The 25,849-nt window shown below is 34.5% G+C and carries 18 protein-coding genes; 4 read left to right on the top strand and 14 right to left on the bottom strand.

Going from position 1 to position 25,849, the window contains the following annotated elements:
* Nucleotides 1–301: 301 nt before the first annotated feature.
* From ACZ0AH_RS08395 to pyrR, 7 genes are all read right to left on the bottom strand, one after another.
* Nucleotides 302–811, bottom strand: coding sequence for a CAP domain-containing protein (locus ACZ0AH_RS08395; RefSeq protein ID WP_463475353.1), 510 nt, complete (start codon nucleotides 809–811; stop codon nucleotides 302–304).
* Between the two features lie 167 nt (nucleotides 812–978).
* Nucleotides 979–1,623, bottom strand: a complete 645-nt coding sequence (gene pdxH / locus ACZ0AH_RS08390) for a pyridoxamine 5'-phosphate oxidase (protein WP_463475352.1) — start codon at nucleotides 1,621–1,623, stop codon at nucleotides 979–981.
* Between the two features lie 102 nt (nucleotides 1,624–1,725).
* Nucleotides 1,726–2,634 carry a ribonuclease Z gene (locus ACZ0AH_RS08385; RefSeq protein WP_463475351.1) on the bottom strand — a complete coding sequence of 303 codons (909 nt, stop codon included), beginning with the start codon at nucleotides 2,632–2,634 and terminating at the stop codon, nucleotides 1,726–1,728.
* 126 nt (nucleotides 2,635–2,760) lie between these two features.
* On the bottom strand, nucleotides 2,761–3,093 hold the full coding sequence (locus tag ACZ0AH_RS08380; RefSeq protein ID WP_463475350.1) for a ribonuclease Z: 333 nt from the start codon (nucleotides 3,091–3,093) through the stop codon (nucleotides 2,761–2,763).
* Between the two features lie 192 nt (nucleotides 3,094–3,285).
* Complete coding sequence (locus ACZ0AH_RS08375; protein WP_463475349.1) at nucleotides 3,286–4,212, bottom strand: aspartate carbamoyltransferase catalytic subunit; 927 nt, start codon at nucleotides 4,210–4,212, stop codon at nucleotides 3,286–3,288.
* A gap of 84 nt (nucleotides 4,213–4,296) precedes the next feature.
* A complete protein-coding gene (locus tag ACZ0AH_RS08370) occupies nucleotides 4,297–4,938 on the bottom strand; it encodes a DUF6891 domain-containing protein (protein WP_463475348.1) in 642 nt (213 codons plus the stop codon).
* A 31-nt stretch (nucleotides 4,939–4,969) separates the two neighbouring features.
* Complete coding sequence (pyrR, locus tag ACZ0AH_RS08365; RefSeq protein WP_463475347.1) at nucleotides 4,970–5,509, bottom strand: bifunctional pyr operon transcriptional regulator/uracil phosphoribosyltransferase PyrR; 540 nt, start codon at nucleotides 5,507–5,509, stop codon at nucleotides 4,970–4,972.
* Between the two features lie 236 nt (nucleotides 5,510–5,745).
* On the opposite strand from pyrR, the gene ACZ0AH_RS08360 reads away from it, so the two are divergent.
* From ACZ0AH_RS08360 to ACZ0AH_RS08345, 4 genes are all read left to right on the top strand, one after another.
* Nucleotides 5,746–6,153, top strand: a complete 408-nt coding sequence (locus tag ACZ0AH_RS08360) for a hypothetical protein (RefSeq protein ID WP_463475346.1) — start codon at nucleotides 5,746–5,748, stop codon at nucleotides 6,151–6,153.
* A gap of 325 nt (nucleotides 6,154–6,478) precedes the next feature.
* A complete protein-coding gene (locus ACZ0AH_RS08355) occupies nucleotides 6,479–7,072 on the top strand; it encodes a dihydrofolate reductase family protein (RefSeq protein WP_463475345.1) in 594 nt (197 codons plus the stop codon).
* 21 nt (nucleotides 7,073–7,093) lie between these two features.
* Nucleotides 7,094–7,492: a VOC family protein gene (locus ACZ0AH_RS08350; protein ID WP_463475344.1), complete on the top strand. Its 399-nt coding sequence runs from the start codon at nucleotides 7,094–7,096 to the stop codon at nucleotides 7,490–7,492.
* A 418-nt stretch (nucleotides 7,493–7,910) separates the two neighbouring features.
* Nucleotides 7,911–8,084, top strand: a complete 174-nt coding sequence (locus ACZ0AH_RS08345) for a hypothetical protein (protein WP_463475343.1) — start codon at nucleotides 7,911–7,913, stop codon at nucleotides 8,082–8,084.
* Nucleotides 8,085–8,145: 61 nt separating this feature from the next.
* On the opposite strand, the gene ACZ0AH_RS08340 is transcribed toward ACZ0AH_RS08345, so the two are convergent.
* The 7 genes from ACZ0AH_RS08340 to ACZ0AH_RS08310 form a co-directional block, all read right to left on the bottom strand.
* Nucleotides 8,146–9,765, bottom strand: coding sequence for an ABC-F family ATP-binding cassette domain-containing protein (locus tag ACZ0AH_RS08340; protein ID WP_463475342.1), 1,620 nt, complete (start codon nucleotides 9,763–9,765; stop codon nucleotides 8,146–8,148).
* Between the two features lie 376 nt (nucleotides 9,766–10,141).
* On the bottom strand, nucleotides 10,142–10,912 hold the full coding sequence (locus tag ACZ0AH_RS08335) for a TlpA family protein disulfide reductase (protein ID WP_463475341.1): 771 nt from the start codon (nucleotides 10,910–10,912) through the stop codon (nucleotides 10,142–10,144).
* A 661-nt stretch (nucleotides 10,913–11,573) separates the two neighbouring features.
* On the bottom strand, nucleotides 11,574–16,310 hold the full coding sequence (chiA, locus tag ACZ0AH_RS08330) for a T9SS-translocated chitinase ChiA (protein WP_463475340.1): 4,737 nt from the start codon (nucleotides 16,308–16,310) through the stop codon (nucleotides 11,574–11,576).
* A gap of 495 nt (nucleotides 16,311–16,805) precedes the next feature.
* The gene (locus tag ACZ0AH_RS08325) at nucleotides 16,806–18,872 is read right to left on the bottom strand and encodes a beta-N-acetylhexosaminidase (RefSeq protein WP_463475339.1); all 2,067 of its coding nucleotides are present in this window, start codon (nucleotides 18,870–18,872) and stop codon (nucleotides 16,806–16,808) included.
* 156 nt (nucleotides 18,873–19,028) lie between these two features.
* Entirely contained in the window at nucleotides 19,029–20,966 is a 1,938-nt protein-coding gene (nagB, locus tag ACZ0AH_RS08320) for a glucosamine-6-phosphate deaminase (RefSeq protein ID WP_463475338.1), read from the bottom strand.
* Nucleotides 20,967–21,079: 113 nt separating this feature from the next.
* Complete coding sequence (locus ACZ0AH_RS08315) at nucleotides 21,080–22,672, bottom strand: RagB/SusD family nutrient uptake outer membrane protein (RefSeq protein WP_463475337.1); 1,593 nt, start codon at nucleotides 22,670–22,672, stop codon at nucleotides 21,080–21,082.
* A gap of 12 nt (nucleotides 22,673–22,684) precedes the next feature.
* On the bottom strand, nucleotides 22,685–25,705 hold the full coding sequence (locus ACZ0AH_RS08310) for a SusC/RagA family TonB-linked outer membrane protein (RefSeq protein ID WP_463475336.1): 3,021 nt from the start codon (nucleotides 25,703–25,705) through the stop codon (nucleotides 22,685–22,687).
* Nucleotides 25,706–25,849: the final 144 nt, after the last annotated feature.

Genomic DNA, 25,849 nt, shown 5'->3' with positions numbered 1-25,849 from the left:
TCCTAATTAATTGAAGTTCTAATTTACAAAAGAAATTTTAATACTTCCTACTTTTTTACTTCTGTTAACATTATATAAAAACTTTAACAAGAATAAAAATCCTCAAAGATTTAACAATTATTAAAAACGAACTACATAATTAAAATATTTTAAACCTAATTTTAAAAAAAATAAAATAGCTGCTTTATTGAAATTTTAAAGTTTTCCTTAATTGAAATTCACAACTTTTTTCAAAAAAAAGTCGTTGCAATTCATTGAATTGCAACGACCAATAAAAACCAACCTGTCCAATATTCTACTCTTAAATTCTAACAAATATGTTAGTATAATATTTTTTTCCCGTTTTGGGATCAATAGTAACTGCTATTCCAAAATGAGTATAATTTCCTTCGATATTTGCTTTATGGGCTGGACTATTCAACCATCCTTTTACCACAGCATCAGCCGTTTTGTAGTCAAAAGCAACGTTTTCTCCAATGCTTTTAGCACCTAGAATTTTCATGATACTTTTAGAACGTGCAGCAAAATCATAATGATTAACCACATGTTTCGCAATCATGTATTTGTTATGCTCTTCGCATTTATAAGAAATGTGATTTATTTTTTCTAATGCTTTTAAACCAATACTTACACGGTATTTGTTTATTAACTGCATGGTTTCTAACTCTGAATCGTTGTAATTATAGGTCGTTATCAGAGCATCCACAGAAGGAGGAGGACTATTTTTCTTCAATACTGCAGCATCTGCTGTGCATGAGTTCATCGTAATAAACATCACAATGAACATCATGGCTCGCATCATCTTTTTCATAATCAATAGCAGTTTAACGTTTTAAAGTAGATGTTGGGGCAAATGCTTTAATTTATATAAATAAACGTTTGTTTTCTGATTCAAACATATTTAATTTATCGCCAAACTACAAAATTAATCGATGAAATACATATTATTTCATTTATACTAGATAAAAATCTTACATTCTAAGAAGACAATCTTTCAATCTTCCATGAAAAATCAGACTGGCTTGTATATCTGATTCGGTCATGTAATCTATTAGGCCTTCCTTGCCAAAATTCTACTTCTAAAGGAGTTACTAAAAAACCTCCCCAGTTTTCGGGTCTCGGAATTGTTTTTCCTTCAAATTGTTTTTCTAACTTTTTAAGGTTTTCTTCTAAATAAGATCTTGACGGAATCACTTCACTTTGATGCGAAACAATGGCGCCTAATTTGCTACCGTCAGGACGAGAGTCAAAATAACCATCTGAGATGTTTTCAGACGTTTTCTGTGCGATTCCTTTAATAATTACCTGACGTTCCATTTCCTGCCAAAAAAAAGACAGACAAACATGCGGATTTGCCGCAATTGCTTTTCCTTTTTCTGAATCATAATTGGTGTAGAAAATAAAACCTTCTTCAGAAAATTTCTTTAATAAAACAACTCGGGATTTTGGAAAACCATCCAATCCAATTGTAGAAACTGTCATCGCATTTACTTCTCCGTTACTTCCAAAATCTTCTACTTCATGAAACCATCTTTTAAAAAGATTAATGGGATCTTCGGGAATATTGGTTTCTAATAATTCGCTTTTCTCGTAAGACTTTCTATAATTACTTAAATCGTTCATTTTTTTAGATCTTTAGATTGTTAGACTACTTAGACTGTTGGACTTTTAGATTACTTCGATTGTAGATTTTTAACTCATAATCTATAACTCATAATTCATAACTTATTCCCACTCAAAACTTCTTCCGTCATCGCCTAAATGCACATTGGGGAAAATGGTTTCTGCTTCTTCCTTAAAACGTTCAATTCCTTCATATCTTGTTGAATAATGTCCTAAAACCAATTGTTTTGCATTTGCTTTTAAGGCAATATTCGCAGCTTCTTTTGCTGTTGAGTGCAATGTTTTTTGTGCCAAAGCAGCTTCTGATTCCAGAAACGTACATTCGTGATACAAAACATCAACATCTTTTATAATCGGAATTATATCTTCGTTATAAACGGTGTCTGAACAAAAAGCATAACTCATTGATGGAATTGGATCGAAAGATAATTTCTCATTTTCGATTACAGTTCCATCGTCTAGCGTAACATTTCCGCCTCCTTTTATTTTTTGATAATAAGCGGTGTGAATATTGTATTGCTGAACAGCTTCAACATTTAGTTTTCTGTCTCCGGGTTTTTCCTGAAACAAAAAACCGTTTGTATAAACGCGATGTTTGAGCGGAATCGTTTTAACAATTACTTTATGATCTTCAAAAATAACTTCGCTTTCCTTCGATTCTAATTCATGAAAAAACAACTCATAAGTGGTCCAGGAATTCGATAATTTCAGCTGTAAAGTAATGATTTCCTTCACTCCTTTTGGACCATAAATATGTAAATCCGTAGTTCGTCCTAAAAGTGCAAAAGTAGAAATGGTTCCGATTAATCCAAAAAAGTGATCTCCATGCAAATGCGAAATAAAAATGTGATTTATTTTTGAGAATTTAATCTTGTTTTTACGCAATTGCACCTGAGTTCCTTCGCCACAATCGATTAAAAACAATCTGTTTTTAATTTCTAAAACCTGCGAAGTCGGGTTGGTAAGCGTTCTGGGAGTTGCGGCGTAACAGCCGAGTATGGTAAGTTTCATTTTAGATTGTTGATTTTAGATTTTAGATTGTTGAACTTAAAAATTTCAGGTTCAGCATTAAAAATCTAATAAATAATCCCGCTATTTTGGGAAAAAATCTAAAATCTAAAATCTGAACTCTAAAATCTAAAATCCTAAGTCTCTCTCGATTTCTTCCATTTCGATAATATCGTGCGCTTCTAAAAGAGAAGGAACAACAGCCAATTTATCAGAAATAGCATTAAAATCAAGGTCAGAAACAACAATTACAAATGATTTTTTTGCTTTTTTTTGGAGTTTGGAAAGCGGTAAAAAAAGTTTCAAATCACTTTCTGTCAATTGAGAATCTAACGATAAATCGATTATAATATTTTGTTTTTCAAAGGTTTTAAACTGTTGCGTTACTTTTTCCAAGAAAGCTTTAAAATCTCTTTGCGTATCTTTAATCGTAACGGTATGTCCTTTTTGATCTACTTTCATTTTATAATTTATAGCTCTGTTTGAAGAGCTAAGGTACGAAGTTTTTTTTCCAGTTTTCAGTCACGGTCGCAGTTTTCAGTTTTTTAACTATGTCTTTACGCAAATGTCAGGCTGAGCGAAGTCGAAGCCCGTTCCAATTGGTGCGCCCTTCGACTTCGCTCAGGGTGACAAAATGAAAACTGTGACTGAAACCTACTGAATCTTAGAGGCCAATAAATAAATCACCGCCATTCTAATCGCAACTCCGTTTTCTACCTGATTTAAAATCACCGAATGATCTGAGTCAGCCACTTCAGACGTAATCTCGACTCCTCTATTGATTGGTCCCGGGTGCATGATTACGATTTCTTTTCCAAGGGAATCTAATAATGGTTTGTCTACTCCGTATTGCTGAGCGTATTCACGTGTTGAAGGAAAAAAGTTTACATCCATACGTTCGTTTTGTACACGAAGCATGTTTGCAACATCGCACCATTCTAAGGCTTTTTGTAAATTCGGTTCAACCGTAACTCCAAGCGATTCGATATATCGTGGAATCAAGGTTTTTGGTCCGCAAACTTTTACTTCTGCGCCTTGCATTTGCAAAGCATATATATTAGATAAGGCAACTCTTGAATGCAGAATATCGCCTACAATAACTACTTTTTTTCCGGCTACATCTCCTAGTTTTTCTCTAATGGAATAACTGTCTAACAAAGCCTGTGTTGGATGTTCGTGCGCTCCGTCTCCGGCATTTACGATACTTGCTTTGACATTTTTGGATAAAAAATAAGCCGCTCCGGGATTGGAGTGGCGCATTACTACCATGTCAACTTTCATGGAAAGAATATTGTTTACCGTATCAATTAGGGTTTCACCTTTTTTAACAGACGATTGTGCTGCCGAAAAACTAATGACATCGGCTGATAATCGTTTTTGTGCCAACTCGAACGAAAGTTTTGTTCTGGTACTATTTTCGAAGAAAATATTGGCAATCGTAATATCTCGTAATGAAGGAACTTTTTTAATAGGTCGGTTAATGACTTCTTTAAAATGATCGGCAGTTTCAAAAATCAGGTTAATATCATTCTCGTTGATGTATTTTATTCCTAATAAATGATTTACGCTTAATTCTTTCATTTTTATTTCTTTAATATTTATTTGTCAAATTCCTGAAGTTCTGAAAATATTCAGCTCTTCAATGCTTTTCAAAGAGAAGCTTCTCTATTGAACCATTCTGTCTACAACCTCACTGTAATCTTGCAGATCTCTTGCATCTTCATCAAAAATCTTCTGCCATCTGAAACCCGGAATTTCAATTTTAGTTCTGGCAGAGCCATCCCATTTTATTTTAAAATCGTTATTTATTAAAACTTCCGCGACTATTTTACCTACTTCTATTGTTGTTGCATCATCAGAATTATCTACTTTCTGAAAAGCAATAAACAAACTCGGATTCTCTGTAGCAATGGCTCTTGCCAAATCTTGTTCGTGATAAAAGCAATAACCATCAGATTCTACTTCGTTTTCCTGCAGTTCTCTTTCTACCTCAACCACTTCATATTCACCGTCGGTTGTTGTATAACCTGCGTTGTGAAGCGCTACGATATTTTCATCACCTAATTCATCAAACGCTTTTATCAGTCTTTCCGTATCTGTTGGACTTTTCCATTGTTTACTTTCTGCCAGTAACTTTTGGTATTCTTCTCTTATGGTATCAAAGGCCCATTCTTCTGATATTTCATCTGCAAATTCATTGTCCTCGATTTCTTCTATGATATTTTCCTGTATCTCATCAATAGAAAGAAATCCCATTCTCACCTGATTAAAAATTGATTCATAAATAAACGTTTTGTTCTCTGTCATGATGTTATTTTCAATTTTTAACGATTTTATATTAATTGGTTACCAAATGAACGACATCTTCACCATCATTTTCTTTCCAGCTTACTTTTACTTTTTCACCGTTAATAGCATCTACCTGACGACCACGATAATCAGGCTGAATTGGCAAATTACGGCTAAAACGTCGGTCGATTAACACCAATAATTCAATTTCTGAAGGTCGCCCAAAAGACTGAATTGCCGTCAAAGCAGAACGAATGCTTCGTCCGGTAAACAAAACGTCATCAATAAAAATGACTTTTTTGTTTTCGACTATAAAATTGATTTGTGTTTTATTCGCTTCCAGCGGTTTATCAGTTCGACGAAAGTCATCTCTAAAAAAAGTGATGTCCAGATATCCCAAAGAAATTTCAGGTGTCTGGTATTCGTTTTCTAATATTTGTTTTAAACGTTCAGCTAAAAAAACGCCTCTTGGCTGAATTCCGATTAAAATTGTATCTGAGAAATCAAGGTGTTTTTCGATTAACTGACAAGCCAAACGATGGAGTATGATAGTAACTTCTTTTGAATTAAGTAATACTTTTTGGCTCATAATTAAGTGTAATGTTTGGTTGGGCAAATATACGAAATCAGAATTTATTTGTTGGGGTGTTGGGAAGGGAAATATTTTTTTTTGGTGTTGGGTGGGAATTTGGGATTAGAAGTGGGTTCTTTTAAAAGAGATCATAAAAAAAACTTATATTAGCAAAGTATAAAATTTGATATTTACCAGATAAATTTCATCTAGTCTCATTATATCATAAAGTTGAATTTATTCTAATTAAAGCTATGGACGACATACAAAATCTACTACAACCTAAAGTCAAAGAGTTCAATCTTAATTTCTTGAATAATTCACTTCCTGAAATAATTAATATAAATTATGATTTATGGACTTTAAAAATAACTTTGGATTTTAAAGATATATCTCAACCCATATATATTATTTTTAAAAATGTAGTTGGTTTTAGAGTATTAGATGAAGGTAATCTTTTGGAATTTTGGAATCCTGATATAAGAGTGCCTGGCTGGATTTGGAAAGTTGAAAGCGGAGGCTGGTTTGAACTTGAAAAATTAAGATCTGGTTTTTTGGCTCAGTTTCATGCAACTAGTCATAATGAATTTTTAATTTTAGGCATTAATGATTGTATCAGCATAATTTCAGGATCTGATCCTGTGATTTTTGATCCTGAATAAGACTTTATAAAATAATCCACTCAATCATTGAATATAAATTAACAATACTGCAGAAATTCTCATCCTCAAACTATATCAATCTAAAAATTCCGTAGGAATGAACAATATTGTAGCAACGGATTTTAATCCGTTCTAAAATTAAACGTCTCAACAGAAGTCCCATCGGGACGATCCATATTAATAACGCAAATATTTACCGGATCTACGGCTATTTTTAACTGGATTGAAATCCAGCCCTACAATATTGGTCGAGCCGATGGCTCTTTTTTGCTTTTAAAAATTTCTTCAATTTTCTTATATTTGATAAACGCAAAAACCTAACATTATGAGAAAAATAATCGTTATAACCATGATTACAATCGATGGCGTAATGCAGGCACCAGGTGGTCCTGATGAAGATAAATCAAATGGTTTTGAATACGGAGGATGGGTTGCTCCTTTTGGTGATGAAGAATATGGCAATGTTATGCAGGAACAAATGAAGCCTTCGGATATTCTTTTGGGCAGAAAAACATTTGATATTTTTGAAGATTATTGGCCAAAACACGCAGACGGATGGCCGGGAATTAATGAAGTTAAAAAATATGTTTTGTCCTCGACCAGAAAAAAATCAGATTGGCAAAATTCAGAGTTTCTTTCGACTGTAGAAGACATCAAAAAGCTCAAAAATTCTGATGGCGGAACTATTAAAGTTTGGGGAAGCGCAACTCTTGTTCAACTTTTGCTTCAACATGATTTAGTTGATGAACTTGCACTTTTAATTTATCCGATAATTTTGGGAAAAGGGAAAAAATTGTTTGATGATGGCGCAATTCCATCAGCATTTACATTAATAGAAAGTACGGTTACTCCAAGCGGTGTAGTTGCCGTTAGTTATAAACGAGCTGGAGAAGTAAAAACCGGAACTATTGGGGAATAACTCTTTTAAAAATATAAAATAATGAAAGCTAAAATCATATCAATCCCTGTTCTAGACCAGGAAAAGGCATTACAATTTTACACTGCAAAATTAGGTTTTATAAAAAAACACGATGTGCCTTTAGGCGAAAATAACAGATGGTTAACGGTAGTTTCTAAAGATGAACCTGACGGTGTCGAAATTTTATTAGAACCATCTCCAAATCATTTTGAACCGGCAAAAACCTATCAAAAAGCGTTATTTGATGCTGGAATTCCGTACACACAATTTAACGTTGATAATCTGGAGGAAGAATATGAAGTGTTGATTAATCTGGGTGTTGAATTTAGCATGCAGCCTACAGAAATGGGAAATGTAAAAATTGCAATTTTAAATGATACTTGCGGGAATAAAATTCAGTTGATTGAGATGTTATCGTAATATGCAGCTCATATATTTCTATTAAAATATCAGTCCCGGCGGGACGTTATATTTATAGCAATTCATATAGCCGTTTGATAAGAACCCGCCGCGGCGGGTGGCATATGCTCGTAATCAAAATAGATATCGCTCCGCTGGAGTTTTTGCCAAATCGGACGCATTAATTGGCTATAAATATTATGCTCCGCTGGAGCTTTTTTGTTTCATGCTTATAAACTGGATTAAAATCCAGCCCTACAATATTTGCCGAGCCGATGGCTCTTTTTTTTAATATCTGCGATATTCAATTTAAGATTAATCAAAATCATAGAACTTTTCAACCAAATTATGTAAGACGTTTTTTTGCTGTTTGAAGTAATTTTATTTTACGATAATTAGAATACAAAATTCTTTTTAAAACAATTAAAACAGCAAAATCATGCAAAAGAACATTACACGTTTGTTAATGGTATTCGTAATACTATTTTCATTTACAAGTTGCGAGGCTATTGGAGATATTTTCAAAGCCGGAATGGGATTCGGGATATTTATCGTAATCTTTATTATTGCGATCATTATCTTTATTTTCGCTAAGCTTTTCGGTAAAAAATAAAACATAAAAAAATCCCGTTCATCAAAAGTGAACGGGATTTTCTTTTTTATCTAAACTATGTTTATTTAGCGTACATTTTTGTTCTTAATTCCTGAACTTTTTCATCATCAAGATATTCATCAAACGTCATGTAACGATCGATTGCTCCGTTTGGCGTAAGCTCTACTACTCTATTACCAACAGTTTGTGCAAACTCGTGGTCATGTGTGGTGAAAATTACAGATCCTTTGAAGTTTTTTAATGAGTTGTTAAAAGCTGTAATCGACTCCAAATCCAAGTGATTTGTTGGTTCGTCAAGCATTAAGATATTCGCGCGTTCCATCATCATTCTTGAAAGCATACAACGTACTTTTTCTCCTCCTGATAATACACGGCTTGTTTTTAAAGCTTCTTCTCCCGAGAAAATCATTTTCCCCAAAAATCCTCTTATAAACACTTCATCACGCTCTTCTTCTGTTTTTGCGTATTGACGCAACCAGTCTACCAATGTTAAATCGTTTTCAAAAAAGGAATGATTTTCTGCAGGCAAATACGCCTGATTTGTTGTAATTCCCCAATCGAAAGTTCCAGCATCTGCTTTCTGATTGTTATTTAAAATTTCGTTGAAAGCGGTTGTAGCACGTGAATCTTTAGAGAAAAGCACGATTTTATCGCCTTTTGCCATATTCAAATCTACTCCTTTAAACAAAAGATCTCCATCTACAGAAGCTTCTAAATTTTCAACATTCAAAATCTGATCTCCTGCTTCACGATCCTGATCAAAAATAATCGCAGGATAACGACGGCTTGAAGGTTTGATATCTGAAATATTCAATTTAGAAATCATTTTTTTACGAGATGTTGCTTGCTTTGATTTGGCAACGTTGGCACTAAAACGACGAATAAATTCTTCTAATTCCTGTTTCTTTTCTTCTGCTTTTTTGTTTTGCTGTGCACGTTGTTTTGCCGCTAACTGGCTAGACTCGTACCAGAATGTATAGTTTCCTGAGTAGTGATTTATTTTTCCAAAATCGATATCAGAAATATGTGTACAAACCGAATCTAAAAAGTGACGGTCGTGAGATACTACAATTACTGTATTTTCATAATTTGCCAAGAAGTTTTCTAACCAGGAAATGGTTTCAAAATCCAAATCATTGGTAGGCTCATCCATAATAAGCAAATCCGGGTTTCCGAAAAGTGCCTGCGCCAAAAGCACACGAACTTTAATTTTCCCCTCAAGATCGCCCATTAAAGTATAATGGTGTTCTTCGTTGATTCCTAAATTAGATAACATTGACGCGGCATCAGAATCTGCGTTCCAACCGTTCATTTCTTCAAACTGAACCTGAAGTTCTCCGATTCGGTCTGCATTTTTGTCGTTGTAGTCTAAATAAAGTTCATCCATTTCTTTTTTAACAGCGTACAAAACTTTATTTCCCATCAAAACAGTTTCCAAAACCGTATGCTCGTCGAACATGTTGTGATTTTGGTTTAAAACCGACATACGTTTTCCGGGCTCTAAATGAATGTGGCCTGAAGTTGGATCGATATCGCCTGAAATGATTTTTAGAAAAGTTGATTTTCCAGCACCATTGGCTCCAATAACTCCATAAATATTTCCGTGTGTGAATGTGGTATTTACTTCGTCAAACAAAATACGTTTGCCAAATTGAACTGATAAATTATTGACTGTTAACATGAATGTCTTTTTAATTAATTTGGTGCAAAAGTACGGAAAAAGGTTCAGAGTTGCAAAGGTGCATAGAAAGGATTTTTTCTCATTTTATGTCATTTCGACGGAGGAGAAATCTTCGCAAGTAACTCTACAAAGTTAAATTCTCGTTGCGGAGTTACTTGCGAAGATTTCTCGTTCCTCGAAATGACAGACTGTTCGGATACTGAAAGATAAATATCTCATTAGGTCAAATACAATTTTCATATAAATAAGATGTATATCGCTCCGCTGGAGCTTTGAACCTGGGAATGTTGAAATTGTCTATAAATATTATGCTTCTATGGAGCTTTCCGCACTTTAACTTATAATATATTCTATCACTTATATGGTTTAAAAAAAACTACAGTTTACTTTCTTTCTCTAAAGCAACTTCCAGACTTCTGAAATTGGGTAAAACTTTGGAGATAAAACCTTCTTTATTTAGTATAAAATGCGTGGGAAATGCATTTAGTTGCAAGGTTTCATTCATATAAATTTTCATGTTTGGAATTACCGAATACGAAAGTGGTTTTCTTGCTAGAAATGCTTTTAGTTGTTCTGGTGTATCTTCGGCGAGACTTATGAATAGGATGTCTTTTCGGTCTTTGTATTTTTCTGTTAGTTGATTGACTTCGGGGAATTCTTTGATGCAGGCGGCACAATGAATGTACCAACATTTTATGACTATGATTTTTCCTTTCATGGATTCGTTTGAAACCAGATTTCCGTTCAAATCTTTGAAGGATAATTTTGGGAAAGGTGTGCCTTCCATTTTAAAATTTTTATACGCATCAAAGGCTTCCTGATTTATGGTGGCTTTTATACTGGTATCTGAATTAGGCTGAATTTTGAATAGTTTATAATAATAGATTGAATCTTCTGATTTGAGTCGGATTGGGATGTAATTACCGTTTGTTAATTCGTTTAGAAAAGTCTCTTTTGAGATTTGTTTTGAAAGTGTGTCTAATGCAATGTAATCTCTGGAAAGCATGATTTTTTTACTTTGATAATTCGACCAATCGCTAAAAGTTTTTTGAATTTGAATGGGATCAACTTCTGGATTTCCGAATTTTGTTTGGGCGAAAGTTGAAGTGAATACCAGGAATATTATTATGTGGATTGCTTTTTGCATTTTTGATTTTATTGAAATTCAAAAGTAGCTGTTTTTTTTAAACCGCAATGTGGCTTAGGCTTGTGGGTTAGAACGCTGATGACGCGGATTTGCTTTGCAAAGACACGGATTTACGCGGATTTTTTATTCTCATTTTTGTCATCCTGAGCGGAGTCGAAGGAAACGTAAGCAGCTCGAAAGATTGGCGATTTTCTATGCGGAGTTTCTTGTGTTCCTTCGACTTCGCTCACGATGACATACTTTGGAAAAATACTTAGTGAGGTTGCTTCGCTCCTCGCAATGATCCTGATTGTGGATAATTTATAAACAAATTTTATTTTGAAACCGAATGCCCTAGCCCTGATAGAAGTGGAAATCCTTTTATTTTTTTCCTTTAAAAAAATAAAAGATTGTAACGATAGCAGGAAATAGCTCCTAATAAACATTATTATAAACTTTCATCTTTATCAAACCACATTTTACATTTTACTATTTTTCAAAACAAAAAAAACCTGGCAATAAAATTGCCAGGCCTATAATGCTCTCCTTCAGGTGAAAACCAAATAACAAATCACCTGAATTTGATGCATTTATTCGAAATAAAAATTAGATTAAAAAATAAATAACCAAACTCAATTTTAACCGTTCCCAATATTTTATTTCTATTTTATTCATTTAAATCTTAATTTAAAAAGTTCATTACTTTGAATGTTTTTTTGTTTCCTGCTTTGTCTGTTACTACAACTAAGAACAATTGTTTAGTTGAGAAACTTTGACTTTGAAGCAGTACTTCTTTATTATTTTGAATGTTTTTATGACTTACTAAAGTTTGTCCAAGGATATTGAATACTTCAACTTGGGCAATGTCTTCGTTATCATTTGAAACTGATAATGCATTGTTTTTAAAATACGCTATCGTTGTACTGTTTTTTGAAGAAATATCATCAAGAGATAACATTTTTGCTGACTGTGAAGCAAAATAAGCGGCATATGCTTTAGATAATTCAGATGAATTACCACAAGAAGACGCATCCCAGTTTACAGACCATGTCATTAAACCTCTTAAAGAAGGATATGGTCCGCCTGGCTGCATTGTGTATGTTCTTCCTGAAAAAGTAGTTCCGGTTCTTAAATAGTTCATAGCACTAATTCCTTCTGCCGGCGTTAAATAACCGCTGCCTGCTGCACTTGGACAAGCTGGTAATGCAATAAGAACTTTTGAGGCCGGTAAACCATCAAAATGCATTCCTGTTGTAGCAATATTATATCCTTTTATCACCATATCGGTTAGGGCTGTTACCATGTTTGCTTTTTTAGCTGAACCATAATATTGACCATCTAATCCGTTTTCTCCTCCTGTATTATACAATTGTACCGCTAACAAATCTAATTCATTACGTAAGTTTTGAATGATTGGAAGGAACGAACCAAAAGTATCTGTATAGGTAGAATATCCTCCTTGTACGTATTGTGTTTCCGGAGCTGCAGTTAATAAAAATCCTGTGCCATAGTACGCTTTTAATTCTTTGCAGGCATCTACTATGTTTTTTAATCTTGGATAAGCTGAAATTCCTGCATAAGAAATATCTCTTAAACCTCCGGCATTAAAATTCATTGATCCGCCTTCAAAATCCAAATCTACTCCATCAAATTGGTACTCATCAATAATGGCTTTCAGACCATTAACAAATATATTTTTTTGAGTTACATTGTCTAAAACAACATGACCATTTTGACCTCCAATAGAAACAATAACTGGAACACCGCTATCTCTTAAGGATTTTATGTCGTTTTTCAACAATTGTTTATTGAAAACACCATTGGTCAAATATCTCGTGTCATTTGTAGTTAATACTGGTGTATAACCATCACGATTAACGGTTTCTACGAACGAATAATCAACTACGTTAAATTTACTTCCCACCATTTGAGAGAAATATAAAAATGGAGCACCGGCATTTTCCCAAGAATGTGCATATCCTAAAATAATTTTAGATGGAAGTGCAATAAATCTATTCGTACTCACCGGAGCGATTTTAATGGTATTGTTTAATGTAGTTACAGCAGATTGATTATCGGTTGCTTTGATTACAACTGGATAATCCTGATAAGCAGATGGTGTAAAATTATACGTATACGTATTATTTGTACCTGCTGTCATGTTAAATGTGCCTCCATTTATTGTAATAGTAACACCTGAAATTGATCCGTTACTATCAACGGCTGTAACTGAAATTGGCACAACCTGGAAAGAACTTTGGTTTACAGTAGTATTCGATGGTGAATTCCAAGTAATTACTGGTGCTGCATTTGGGCAGTTGGCACCTGAACAGCTTAATGTAAAACTATATGTTTTGGCATCTGTTGTTCCGTTTGATGCAGTAGCCGTAACGGTTAACGTATGACTAAGCGAAAACTGATTTGCTGCTGGTGTCCAAACTGATGTGTAAGTTCCCGAAGAATTGGTTGCACTCAAGGTTTGTCCATCTAAACTAAATACAACAGATGAGATTGTAGTGGCATCTGCAGCGCTTAATCCAACACTTGCAACAAAATTAATTGATGACCCTAGATTTATAGCAATCGCCGAAGCTGTTGGTGCTGTAATTGTAACCACTGGTTTAGTAGCAACGACCGCTTGTCTATTAAAATTATAAACTGTTGAAGTTGTTGGAACTGCAAAGTTGGCTAAGTTATTTGGGTAGTAAGTCACATCACCATTTTCCCATGCATTTAATTTTAAACTTAAAATTTGTGCATAACCTGCTACAACTGAATTATCAAAAGTATAATTTCCTAATGCATCTGTTGTTGCTAAAACACTTTTCCAGTTATGAGTATTATCTGTCCAAGGTAAAACGATTTCTACTTTTGCTCCAGCTACTGCTACGGTTCCGTTTTTAACGGTTCCGCTAATTAAATTTGCGGCAGCTAGTGCTGTTTTTGCTGTAGAACTTGTATTGAAGTTGTAAATCGTTGGGTTTGCAGGAACTGCAAAGTTTGCCAGATTATTTGGAAAATAAGCTGTTTCTCCGTTTTCCCAAGAGTTTAATTTAAGACTTGTAACGGTTGTATAACCTGCTACAACTGAATTATCAAAGCTGTATTTTCCTTGTGCATCTGTTATTGCAATAACGCTTTTCCAGTTGTGAGTGCTATCTGTCCAAGGTAAAACGATTTCTACTTTTGCTCCAGCTACTACAACAGTTCCGTTTTTAACGGTTCCGCTAATTTTACTTGAAGGAGTTACAATAACATCTTGTGCAAAGTTTAATGTTTTGTTCGCTGTTAAATTCGTATAAACTGTTGAAGCCGGTGTGTAGGTTTGTCCTGCCAAAGCTGCCGTTACAGTATAATTTCCGCCTGACGGTAAATTAGCGATTGTATAAACTCCGCTTGAGTTTGTAGTTGCAGTAAAAGTTCCTCCTGTTGAAGTTGCTGTAACTGTTACTCCTGAAACCGGAGTTGATCCATTAAGAACTGTTCCGCTTACTGTATAATATACAATTGGTGCACCCTGAGCGAAATTCAATGTTTGATTAGCACTTATTGCATTATAAACTGTTGAAGTTGGCGTGTATGAAAATCCTGTTTTTGCAGCTGTAACGGTAAAATTAAGCCCTGCTGTTAAACCTGCAACGCTGTACACTCCGCTTGCATTAGAAACTGCAGTTAAAACTGTAGATCCCGAAGTTGCTGTAACGGTTACGCCAGAAACTCCTGTTGATCCGTTCAAAACTGTTCCGCTTACGGTGTAAGTTGGTTGTGATCCGTTAATTACTACTGCTGTTTGGTTCGTTGTTACATTTGTTAACGTTACTGGAGTAAAAGTATACGTAGCTTTTGCAGCTGTAAGAATATAATTTTGTCCTGAGGTTAAATTACTGAATGTAAAACTACCTGCTGTAGAAACTACGGTTTGTAATACTACATTGCTTGCATTGCGCAATTCAACGGTAACATTTGGTACTAAAGCTGATCCGTTTTTTACAGAACCTGAAATGCTTACTGTTCCCGGAACTACGCTTCCAAAAGATGTATCAACCTGAGTTAATAATGCGTTTGGAATCGAACCTCTGGTATCCTGAGATAATTCCCAAACCATACCTCCGGCAAGATTTCTTGATTTAATATATTGTACTTTTAAATCCATTGATTGTTTATCTTCATATGAGATAAACTGTTTTAAAGTAGCGTTGTATAAGTAAGGAACTTTTGTTGTGTTATCAAAATAGCGTACCCATCCTGCAGCCGCAGCAGATGAAGTAACCTGCATGGTAGTTGGATCTAAATAAGCGTGTGAATTGGTAACCGGATTTCCGACAAGATCGCAAATTTCGATACTTCCTGATTTTTCGCAAGCGGCCGGACCGTCCCAGGTGCCTGTTGGATTTTGCGGATTTGTACATCCTGCAACAACATCTCTTGGTGCTGAAACGAATAATCCATTTGTTGAATTTGTCGCTACATGATCAAATTTTTTCCCGTAAAAAGGTAATCCCATGATTAATTTATTCGCAGGAAAACCAACAACGTTTAAATATTGATTCGTTAATTCATCTAAAGATTCTGATTGAGTTGCTCCGTAAAGCGGATCGTTTGTGTTTCCACTTGCGTATAATGGTGCGTTGTAGCATGTTTTGTCATACCAGTTTCCACCAAAATCATATCCAAAATAGGTGATATAATCACAATAAGTCGAAATGTCTTCTGTCATTCCATATTGTGCTCTGTTTGATGGCCCTAAATATTGAGATGCCACTTTACGAACATTATTTCCGGCAGCAATAGAGATTAATTTATTTGGCATTGCCTGACGCATTGCTTTTAATAAATACACTAAATTTTTGTTGTCGTCCGGGCTGTACTTTTGTGCAGGAATTGGTGCTCCGTTAATCACTTCAGTGCCGTCTGTTCCTCCGGAAAGAGGATATTCCCAGTCAATATCAAATCCATCAATAAATGGATATTTGGTAATAAAGTTTGCCATATCTGCAGCCAGAGCGGCTCTTGCAACAGGGCTTGCTGCAATTGGAGAAAGATCCTGACCTTTTGTCCATCCTCCAACAGAAATTAAAATTTTAAGATGTGGGTACTTTTCCTTAAGTTTCATTAAGTCATAAAAGTTTCCTTTTACAGGAGCATCCCACGGAATTCCGCCTTCCATATGCTCAAAATCAGCATACGAATCTAAACATAATAACTTTGTATTCTCCGGATGGGCAGGATCAAAAGTTGTCCCATAAAAAGAATAATTCAAATGCGTCAATTTACTTCCATCAATCTTGGGGATATTGAAATCCCGGGCATAGATAGACCATTGCGCATAATATCCTACTACTTTTTTACCGTGAGCTGGTTGGGCTAACGCAAGTAAAGGAAACAGTAACAAAAAAAGCAATCTGTAATAATGTTTCATAATTAAATTAATATTGGTTAATAGAAAAAAATAAATATTCCAACTGCCATACATTCTGTACCAAGATGGCACATAAATACAACAACGGGGATTCAATAAATTGCAAATGGAAAACATTGCAACCCACTGGAAATTAATTCATATTACTTCTAAAAATAAATATTACTATTACTGATTTATCCGTAATCATTAGCAAATAGTAGTGATTGATATTTATTTAACTTTCTTAAATTTTTAATAAATACTGGATGATAAATTTGGGAATAACTCATCAATCTTAATCTGTCATGTTTTTGTTTCTATTCTTGTTATTTGGTTTTAAAGGTTATTATTTGGTTTCTATATTCTTATAATTATAGTCATTTTAACAGGTTTTTAAAGCGTTTTTTATTCGTTTTGCCATAATTATCTCTACCAGAAATTCCTGGTAGAGATAAAAAATTACTAAATAATCATGGGTAACTTAAACTTACTAAACTAATTCAAACCAAATTTTTATATCAATTTCTTTAGACTTGTATATACTGAAAGCTCAACATCAGCGTGGTCTTTTGTATTGCATTCTTCAATTAAATGCTGCAGATCAGCTGCTTTTAAAGTCGATTTATTGTCTAAAACCAGCAACAATTCCTGCGATGCATCGTTCAATTTTTTAGACAAAGGCAAAATTGGCTGTACTAAAGGTGCATTAGCGCTTAAGGTGATTAATTCTTTGTTTAATGCAATCCATTTATTAAAAAATGCTGCAACTTTTTCTTTATTCTCTGGTGTTTTATTGGCTAAATATTGACTTACCGCATCATCAAAAGCTAAAGAATCTGTGGCGTCAGGTGTACAGGCATCTGCAAAAAGAGTTAAAGGCGAATACATTTGATATTCTGTTCCTTCTTTATTACGTGTATATCCTTTTAATGGTTCACAAACATTCGAAAATTCGCTTAATGATTTGATGTCCTGATCGTTTGCAATATTTCTTAAAATCACGGCTTTGTTGCGAATGTGCGTTAATCCCAGTTCTTCTAATCTAAAAGAAACTACATCCAGACGTTTGCGCATATTGACCACATCCGTAATATTTTCTGCTGACCAAAGTCTTTCTGCAATTGCAGCTGTTCTTGGCCAAACTCTTGAATCTATTGTGGTTGGCGTTGCAAGCTCTGTCCACATTGTGGCTTCGCCACCTAAAATTCTTGCTTTTTCTTCGGCAGTTAAATCTGCACCTTTTGGCATTGGATCGTTTAAATAATGACTTGCAATTGGATACATTAAGTCAATATAATATCCGTTTGATAAAACTGTTTTATAACCTTTTTTTACTGCATCTACCAATGATTGTCCCGGAGCAACTCCTTCGTTTGGTCCTCTCCATGAATGTATAATGGCTTCTTTTGACATGTTTTTTGTCAAAATTTCTTCCCATCCCATTAATTGTTTGCCGTGTTTTTTCAACATAGGAACCAATTGCATGGTAAAATAAGTTTGCAATTCATGATTGTTTGCTAAATTATTTTTCTTTTTAAATGCCTGAATTTTTGGGTTTGCATCCCAGTCTTTACCCTCATTTTCGTCTCCCCCGATATGAAAATAAGCGCCTGGGAATAACGGACAAACCTCATCAAAAATTTCACTTAATAATTGATATGTTTTAGGATTTGAAGGATCTAATGTTGGCGAAAAAATACCCGCATTTCTTTCAATTCCATAGGTCGCAATTGCTGTACCCTGAATATTTTTTTCTGAAGTTCCTCCTGTCAATGTAATCATTTTGCTTCCTATTTCAGGATACGCGGTTAATATGGAAGATCCATGACCAGGAACATCTATTTCCGGAACTATCAAAATACCGCGCTCATCAGCATATTTTACGATATTTTTAATTTCCTCTTGTGTATAAAACAAACCATCTGAAGCTAATTCTATTAGTTTTGAATGCTTTTTCATTTCGATTCTCCAACCCTGGTCATCTACTAAATGCCAGTGAAAAACGTTCATTTTCATAGCGGCCAATGCATCAATATTTCTTTTGATTACATCAACTGGCTGAAAATGTCTTGCCGCATCGATCATCAAACCTCTCCATGTAAATCTTGGAAAATCTGAAATTTGAGATGTCGGAAAATAAAATGAAGTACTATTATTCTGCAACAATTGCAATAACGTTTCAAGGCCATGTAAAGCACCCAAATCGCTGCTTGCATTTATTGTAATTTGATTTTGTTTGATGTCTAAATGATAGCTTTCGTCTTCATATAAACCAATTTTTCCGCTTTTGGTACAATTGATCTGAAGCGCTGCTGTTGGAGCTTCATTTAGTTTTGTAATAAAACCCTGTTCGAAAAATATACCAGTTCTACCATCTAAGCGACGCAAAAAGCGAGTTACCCCTCCAAAAATTCTTGGATTTGGATTTCCGGTAATGTTTACTTTAAAGTTTTTATTTAAAGCAAAATTTCCATCGTTTAAAACAACACTTTGAGGCCAAGGCATAAGATTTAGCTGCTCTTTTTTAATTTGAGCACCAGAGGTTAAACCTGCTAATAGTAGGGCTAATAAATATTTCATTTTTATGTATTTGAAAAGATGTTATCTTTCGATAACGGTATTAAATAATAAGAAACAAAACTCAGAATGATCTCTAATTGAACCTCACTAATCGCTATGAAATCAATCTGAATTTTGTAATTTGATTCGCTCCAATCCGAATCTCAAAAAACAATTCTAATAATCAAAGCGTTTAAAAGCTTCAATCGCTTCATATTCTGCCAATCCTAATTCATCATATAAAATGGCGGTATTTTTGTTTCGGTCTTCTGCCCTAACCCAGAATTCTCTTGAGTCATTCCCCTGAAACATTACTCTGTCTTTTTGAGATTGATGGTACAAAATCGCATGACGTTTCAACAATACTTCTGATGGTGAAAGCGGAACGGCCATGTCTATTTCATGAATATCCCATTCGTGCCATGCTCCTCTGTACAGCCATAACCAGCAATCATCCATGTACTTTTCTGGTTTTAACTCTTTCATTGCGGCAAAAATCGCATTCAGACAAACTTCATGTGTGCCGTGTGGATCTGCTAAATCTCCTGCAGCAAATACCTGATGTGGTTTTATTTTGGCAATAATATCTTTTACAATTGCAACATCTTCTGACCCTAACGGATTTTTCTTTACTTGTCCTGTTTCATAAAACGGAAGATCCAGGAAATGTGTGTTTTCATCTTTTAAGCCAATATATCTTGTTGCTGCATAAGATTCTCTTCTTCTGATTAGTCCTTTTAATTTTCGAACTTCTAATGAATCAATTTGATTTTCTGATTTGTTATTCAAAAACTCAATTATCGATTTAAAATTTATTCCGCTGCCAGCGTCACCAACAAAATCTTTGGCAACTTCGGCAAATTTTAGTGCTTCATCATCTGTAACAGCAATATTTCCGGAGGTTTGATATACAACATGTACATCGTGGCCTTGTTTTATCAATTTTGAAAAAGTTCCTCCCATAGAAATCACATCATCATCCGGATGTGGACTAAAAAGAATCACTCGTTTTTTTGCAGGATTGGCTCTTTCCGGACGATGTGAATCGTCAGTATTTGGTTTTCCACCCGGCCATCCTGTGATGGTATGCTGCAATACGTTGAACATATTGATGTTCAAATCATAAGCAGAACCTTCTTGTGCCAAAAGATCAGACATTCCGTTGTTGTTGTAATCACGGTCTGTTAATTTTAATATAGATTGTTTTGTTTTTTGGCATAACCAAACAATCGCTTTGCTTTTTAATTCTTGTGTCCAAATACATTCTCCAACCAACCAAGGCGTTTTAAAACGCGTTAATTCTACAGCTGCAGACTGATCCAATACGAAAGTCGCATTTGGGTGGTTTTGCAAAAATGTCGCAGGAACTTCTGAACTAATATCACCCTGAATGGTTCTTTTGATGATATCGGCTTTGTTTTGTCCCCAAGCCATTAATACGATTCTTTTTGATCTCATAATGGTAGAAACTCCCATGGTAATCGCTCTTTTAGGAACGTTGTCTATACCATTAAAATCTGATGAGGCATCTACTCTTGTAATATGATCCAGTGTAATAATTCTTGTTCCTGAATTGATGTGTGATCCTGGTTCGTTGAAACCTACGTGACCTGTACGGCCAATTCCTAATAATTGAAAATCAAGACCTCCCGCACTTTTAATATTCATTTCGTAATCGATGCAGTATTGATTTAATTCATCAATTGCAACGGTACCATCCGGAATATTAACATTCTCTGGTTTGATATCAATGTGATTAAAAAGATGCTGGTGCATGAAATAATGATAGCTCTGATTGTTCTCTCTTGTCATTGGATAATATTCATCCAGATTGAACGTGATTACATTGCTAAAACTTAATCCTTCTTCTCTGTGCATTCTAACTAATTCCTCATATACTTTTATAGGAGAAGAACCTGTTGCCAAACCTAACACACAAGATTTACCTTTTTCTTGTTTAGATCTAATTAATTGTGCAATTTCTTGTGCTACAATTACTGAAGCTTCAGCAGAATTTTTGAAGATTTCGTTGTGGATTTTCTCAAATCTCGTTTCTTCAAATTTCCCGGCGCTTTTATAGCTGATATCAGGTTTTATTTCTAAAGCACTTTTCATTTCTTTTTTCTTTTTTGGTATTTACAATTTTGGTTTATGAAATGGTATAAGCAATGAAGATTGCTTATACCATTTACCAACCAAACTTAAAGTCTTTAAATCTTTATGTTTTATTAGAAGTTAACTCCAGTATCCCACCAAAGTCTTGTAGCTCCGGTATCAGGACCATTTAACTTAGCGATTCCTGTAGCAAGACCATCTTTATTACCTTCTTTTTCAGAATCTACAAAATTTACTCTTCTAACGCCTAACTGAGTACTGATAACTCCGTTACTTGTATTATTTGTAATTGGAAATAATTTTGGGTATCCAGTTCTTCTCCATTCTGTCCAGGCTTCTTGTCCGTCAGGGAAACCAGCAATCCATTTTTGAGTAATAATTTTTTGCAATTTCACTTCGTTAGAAGCTCCGGCTTCCCAGGCAACTGTAACATTGTTAACAGCAGCTGTACTATTAGCAGCATCTACCGGATCAACATATGCTTTCGGCAATAGTGTACTCGATTTATAAGTAGGCGAAGAAGCACCAAATTGCTCAAAAGAAGCTGCAATTCCAGCTTCATATAAAGCCTGAACATCTCCACCCATATTCCATCCTCTTAAAGCGCCCTCAGCTCTTAAAAAGAAAACCTCAGCTGTAGATAAGAAAACTATATCAGAAGTATTTACACCTTCTCCCACTTTAGAAAAATCTTTACGTTTAGCTTTAGTATCTCCATCTGGAGCAACTGGTAAAATAATTCCAGTTCTAATACCTTTATATTCTCCAGGATATTTTTTAGAAACTGCAAAGAATTTTGCTAGTCTTGGATCATTATAACCTCCTAAGATTGATTCCATATCTGCCGACATATTAATATCTTCGTAACTATTACTGTTTCCATAAACCGGATTAATAAATCCACTCGCAAAAACAAAACTATCATCTTTAGTAGTCATGATACCATATTTCTGAGCTATAGATTTTTCGGCTTGAGCTTTAGCTACTGCAGGAGCTTTAACTGCTAAACGCATTGCTAATCTTAAACGAAGCGAATTTCCAAATTTTGCCCATTTAGCATAATCTCCTGCGTATTTAGAGAAGTCAGCTTTAGTTATAATTGAAGTACTTCCTGCATCTTTAGCATTAGACAGGACTGTAACTGCTTCATCAAGATCTGCAAACATTTGAGTGTAAACTTCTTCTTGCGAATCATATTCTTTAACAGAAGCTTCAGAACTGTATTTAGAATATACTATTGGTCCATAAATATCTGTAATTCTGTGCATAGCTTCAACTTTCAATATTTGAGACATAGCATAAATTTCCGGATATAGCCCTTTTGTTTTAGTTTCATGCTCAATTTTCAAAGCATTTGCCATTACAAAAGTATATGCATCATCCCAGGCTCTTCCGTTCCATCCATTTACTAAATTATAAGTCATGTTATTGTTGTTGCTTCCAAAAGGGTTTGGAGTCGCCATATAACCTGACCAGACATCTCCTTGCAAGTTTTGTTGTATTTGATATCCCCATAAAGGATCTTGTTCAAAAATATAGTTGAACATTACTTTTGAATATCCGGTGATATTATTAAAATCCTGTGCCAATTGTTCAGCACTAGATCCTTGAGGATCTGAGTTAATATCCTCAAAATTATCAGTACAACTAAATGCAGCTAATAGACCTAAACAAAGGATCGATTTTTGTATATATTTTCTTGTCATGATCTTTTTTTATTAAAATGTAACGTTTAAATTAACACCGATACTTCTTGTTGTTGGCAATCCAAAAATATCGACACCTTGCAAGCCCTGACCGGTACTTAGTGCCACGTTTGGATCAAATGGAGCATCTTTGTAGATAAAAAACAGGTTTCTTGCAATTAATGATATACTTGCGTTTTGTACAAAAGGAACTGATTTAGGATTAAAAGTATATCCGATAGAAAGTTCTCTTAAACTAACGTTTGTTGCTTTATAAACATATTCAGATAAAGCTCCGCTTCTACCGCCTATAGTACTGTAGTAATCTTCGGCAGAAATTTTGTTTACCGGAGTTACCCCATCTGCCGCAACTGCATTTACACTAACACCACCAGCATTTTTGGCATCACCATATGCTTTTGAAACAAGATAAGAATCATTTAAAGCTTGTGTCATACTCAATACACTTCCACCAAATCTTCCGTCAACTAAAACATTAGCAAAGAAAGCACCTACTTTGAAGGTATTTGACCAGCCTAGCATAAAATCCGGATTAGCATTACCAACTTCTCTAAAAGTTTGGTCAACCTGAGGTTTACCTGTATCACTTAGTACCATTCTTCCCTGAGCATCCTTAACATAAGAATATGCTTCTATTACTCCAAAAGGTCTTCCTTCAATTATTGAATACTGATAAGCATTAGATCCCGGATCAGTTAATATAATACGCCCTCCTAATTCTGACGGAAGCTCTTTTACTTTATTTTTATTGTGAGAATAGTTTATCGTCGTATCCCAGGAAAACTTATCTCCTGCAATGATTTTTCCGTTTAATACTACCTCCAGACCTTTGTTTTCAATACTGGCAGCATTAAAACCGTAATTAGTATATCCAAAAGGATTTGTTGAAGGTGCAGGAGCCTGAACATATTGATTTTTAGTTTCTGAGCTATAATACGAAATTTCAAAACCTAATCTATTATTGAACATTCTCCACTCTGTACCAATTTCATACTCTGATTTCAATTCTGGTTTTAATGTTTCTCCTGGTCTAGGACCTACTGCCGGCTGTACAAATTGTCCGCCAAGGATAGTGTATTTAGGTGAAGTTACAAAAGCAGCAATATCATTACCTACCTGAGCATAAGAAGCTCTTACTTTACCAAAATTAATCCAGTCTGGCATCGCTGTCATTTCACTAATAATTCCAGTTAAACCAACAGATGGATAGAAATAAGACATGTTTCCAGTATTTACTAATGTAGATGACCAGTCGTTTCTTCCTGTTAAATCTAAATACAACATGTTTTTATATCCAAAAGATGTAGATGCAAATACCGATTGAATTTCTCTGTTTGAACCTGAGACTTGTTGATTGGCTTTATTGTTAACAAAGTTACCTAATGTAAACCAGTTTGTATTTACTAAACCACCATTATTAGTACCAGAGTTTAAAATTGTTTGTTGGTTAGCCATAGTATTATTTATACTTGTACCTACAACGGCGTTGAAAGTAAAATTCTCACTAAAATCAGTATTGATTCTGGCTATTAAATCTCCGTAACGTTGTGTACTAAGTGTTCCTATATTAATATATGTTCCTGTTGGAGCAGTAATAATTTCAGAAGTCGTAGCATAAATCTTTTTATCAAAAGTACTTTCAATGCGGTTATAACTATATCTTCCAGCTATGCTTAACCATTTATTTGCTTTATAATCTAACGCTAAAGATCCGTTGAAAAAATTATTTTTATCTTCAGATTTAGCTCTGTTAATTAACCAATATGGATTTTGAATATATTCATTAATAACTGGGAAATTTTGTTTATTAATATTTCTAACCGGATCAAAAACTTCATAATTATCCTTATAAAAATTAAAATCGTTTCCATTTCCTCTTGGCATTAAATAAACACCTGTTAAAGGGTTAAAGTTAAGTCCGCTTAAAGGTCTGTTCTCAATTGTTTGCGAAGTATATTTTCCATCTGCAGAAACAGTTAGTTTATCATCAAAGAATTTTCCTGTTTGGCGAATTCCAAAGTTATTTTTCTTTAAACCATTTCCAGGCATAATTCCTGACGATGATGTATTAGCATACGAAATATTAGTTGTAGCTACATTTGAACCGGTTGTAAATCCAAAAGATGTAATTTGAGTAACACCAGTATCAAAGAAGTCCTTAACATGATCCTTTGTATTTTCTTTAGCTCCGGAAGCATTATATTCTGTTTGAAATTTTGGCAAATAAGCTGCATTCTCTAATGTAGTAACAGATGATGCTGTAAAATTTCCTTTGCCTTCTTTTACTTTTTTAGAAGAAAGCAAAATTACCCCGTTAGCCCCTTGAGAACCATATAATACAGAAGCCGCAGCTCCTTTAAGAACAGTCATACTCTCGTAATCGTCAGGATTAATAAGGGATACAACATCTCCCCCATCACGGTTACCTCCGTTCGTATCTCCAAAAGTGCCGTTTGGCTGACTTGAAGAACCATTGTATAAAGGAATACCATCAATAACATAAAGTGGTTGGCTATTTGTAATAGATGAATTACCACGAATAACTACTTTTGTAGATCCACCAGTACCACCAGCACTTTTTGTCACAGCAACACCGGCAATTTTACCTGCAATGGTATTGATAACGTTGGCATCTTTTACACGAACTAATTCTTCTCCTTTTAATTCCTGCGTAGCATAAGTTAAAGATTTTTTGCTTTTCTTAACACCTAATGAAGTTACAACAACTTCGTTAAGAGCATTTGAAGCTGCTTGTATTAATTTTACATTAATTGTAGCAGCATCTCCTACAACTATAGATTGTGTTTCAAGACCAACATAGCTAAAAACTAAAGTCTGTCCTTTTTGTACTTCAATTGAGTACAAACCGTCAAAATCGGTAGAAGAACCTTTTTGACCTCCTTGTACAGCAACAGATGCCCCTGGTAATGGCATCCCATCAGAATCCGTAATCACACCCTTGACATTTTTTACCTGAGCAAGCGAAACTTGCGCCGTAAAAACAATCATAAAGATTAAGAAAATTTTTTTCATGTTTATTTATTTTGTTAGTTATGGTGTAAATTTATTCTTAAGGGATTGTTAAAAAAAATAAATTATACAAACAGCTTTAAAATTTAAACGAACGACATAAAACATTCAATAATGCGTTTCACGAAAACGTTTTCCAATCAATAA

It is taken from the genome of Flavobacterium sp. AC105 (assembly GCF_979258495.1).
Note: the sequence above shows the minus strand (reverse complement) of the source record. Positions and strands in the feature narration are given on the sequence as shown.

Excerpts from the sequence above, each read along its gene's own strand:
- ACZ0AH_RS08395 (WP_463475353.1), bottom strand. The coding sequence starts at position 811 with ATGAAAAAGATGATGCGAGCCATGATGTTCATTGTGATGTTTATTACG.
- pdxH (WP_463475352.1), bottom strand. The coding sequence starts at position 1,623 with ATGAACGATTTAAGTAATTATAGAAAGTCTTACGAGAAAAGCGAATTA.
- ACZ0AH_RS08385 (WP_463475351.1), bottom strand. The coding sequence starts at position 2,634 with ATGAAACTTACCATACTCGGCTGTTACGCCGCAACTCCCAGAACGCTT.
- ACZ0AH_RS08380 (WP_463475350.1), bottom strand. The coding sequence starts at position 3,093 with ATGAAAGTAGATCAAAAAGGACATACCGTTACGATTAAAGATACGCAA.
- ACZ0AH_RS08375 (WP_463475349.1), bottom strand. The coding sequence starts at position 4,212 with ATGAAAGAATTAAGCGTAAATCATTTATTAGGAATAAAATACATCAAC.
- ACZ0AH_RS08370 (WP_463475348.1), bottom strand. The coding sequence starts at position 4,938 with ATGACAGAGAACAAAACGTTTATTTATGAATCAATTTTTAATCAGGTG.
- pyrR (WP_463475347.1), bottom strand. The coding sequence starts at position 5,509 with ATGAGCCAAAAAGTATTACTTAATTCAAAAGAAGTTACTATCATACTC.
- ACZ0AH_RS08360 (WP_463475346.1), top strand. The coding sequence starts at position 5,746 with ATGGACGACATACAAAATCTACTACAACCTAAAGTCAAAGAGTTCAAT.
- ACZ0AH_RS08355 (WP_463475345.1), top strand. The coding sequence starts at position 6,479 with ATGAGAAAAATAATCGTTATAACCATGATTACAATCGATGGCGTAATG.
- ACZ0AH_RS08350 (WP_463475344.1), top strand. The coding sequence starts at position 7,094 with ATGAAAGCTAAAATCATATCAATCCCTGTTCTAGACCAGGAAAAGGCA.
- ACZ0AH_RS08345 (WP_463475343.1), top strand. The coding sequence starts at position 7,911 with ATGCAAAAGAACATTACACGTTTGTTAATGGTATTCGTAATACTATTT.
- ACZ0AH_RS08340 (WP_463475342.1), bottom strand. The coding sequence starts at position 9,765 with ATGTTAACAGTCAATAATTTATCAGTTCAATTTGGCAAACGTATTTTG.
- ACZ0AH_RS08335 (WP_463475341.1), bottom strand. The coding sequence starts at position 10,912 with ATGCAAAAAGCAATCCACATAATAATATTCCTGGTATTCACTTCAACT.
- chiA (WP_463475340.1), bottom strand. The coding sequence starts at position 16,310 with ATGAAACATTATTACAGATTGCTTTTTTTGTTACTGTTTCCTTTACTT.
- ACZ0AH_RS08325 (WP_463475339.1), bottom strand. The coding sequence starts at position 18,872 with ATGAAATATTTATTAGCCCTACTATTAGCAGGTTTAACCTCTGGTGCT.
- nagB (WP_463475338.1), bottom strand. The coding sequence starts at position 20,966 with ATGAAAAGTGCTTTAGAAATAAAACCTGATATCAGCTATAAAAGCGCC.
- ACZ0AH_RS08315 (WP_463475337.1), bottom strand. The coding sequence starts at position 22,672 with ATGACAAGAAAATATATACAAAAATCGATCCTTTGTTTAGGTCTATTA.
- ACZ0AH_RS08310 (WP_463475336.1), bottom strand. The coding sequence starts at position 25,705 with ATGAAAAAAATTTTCTTAATCTTTATGATTGTTTTTACGGCGCAAGTT.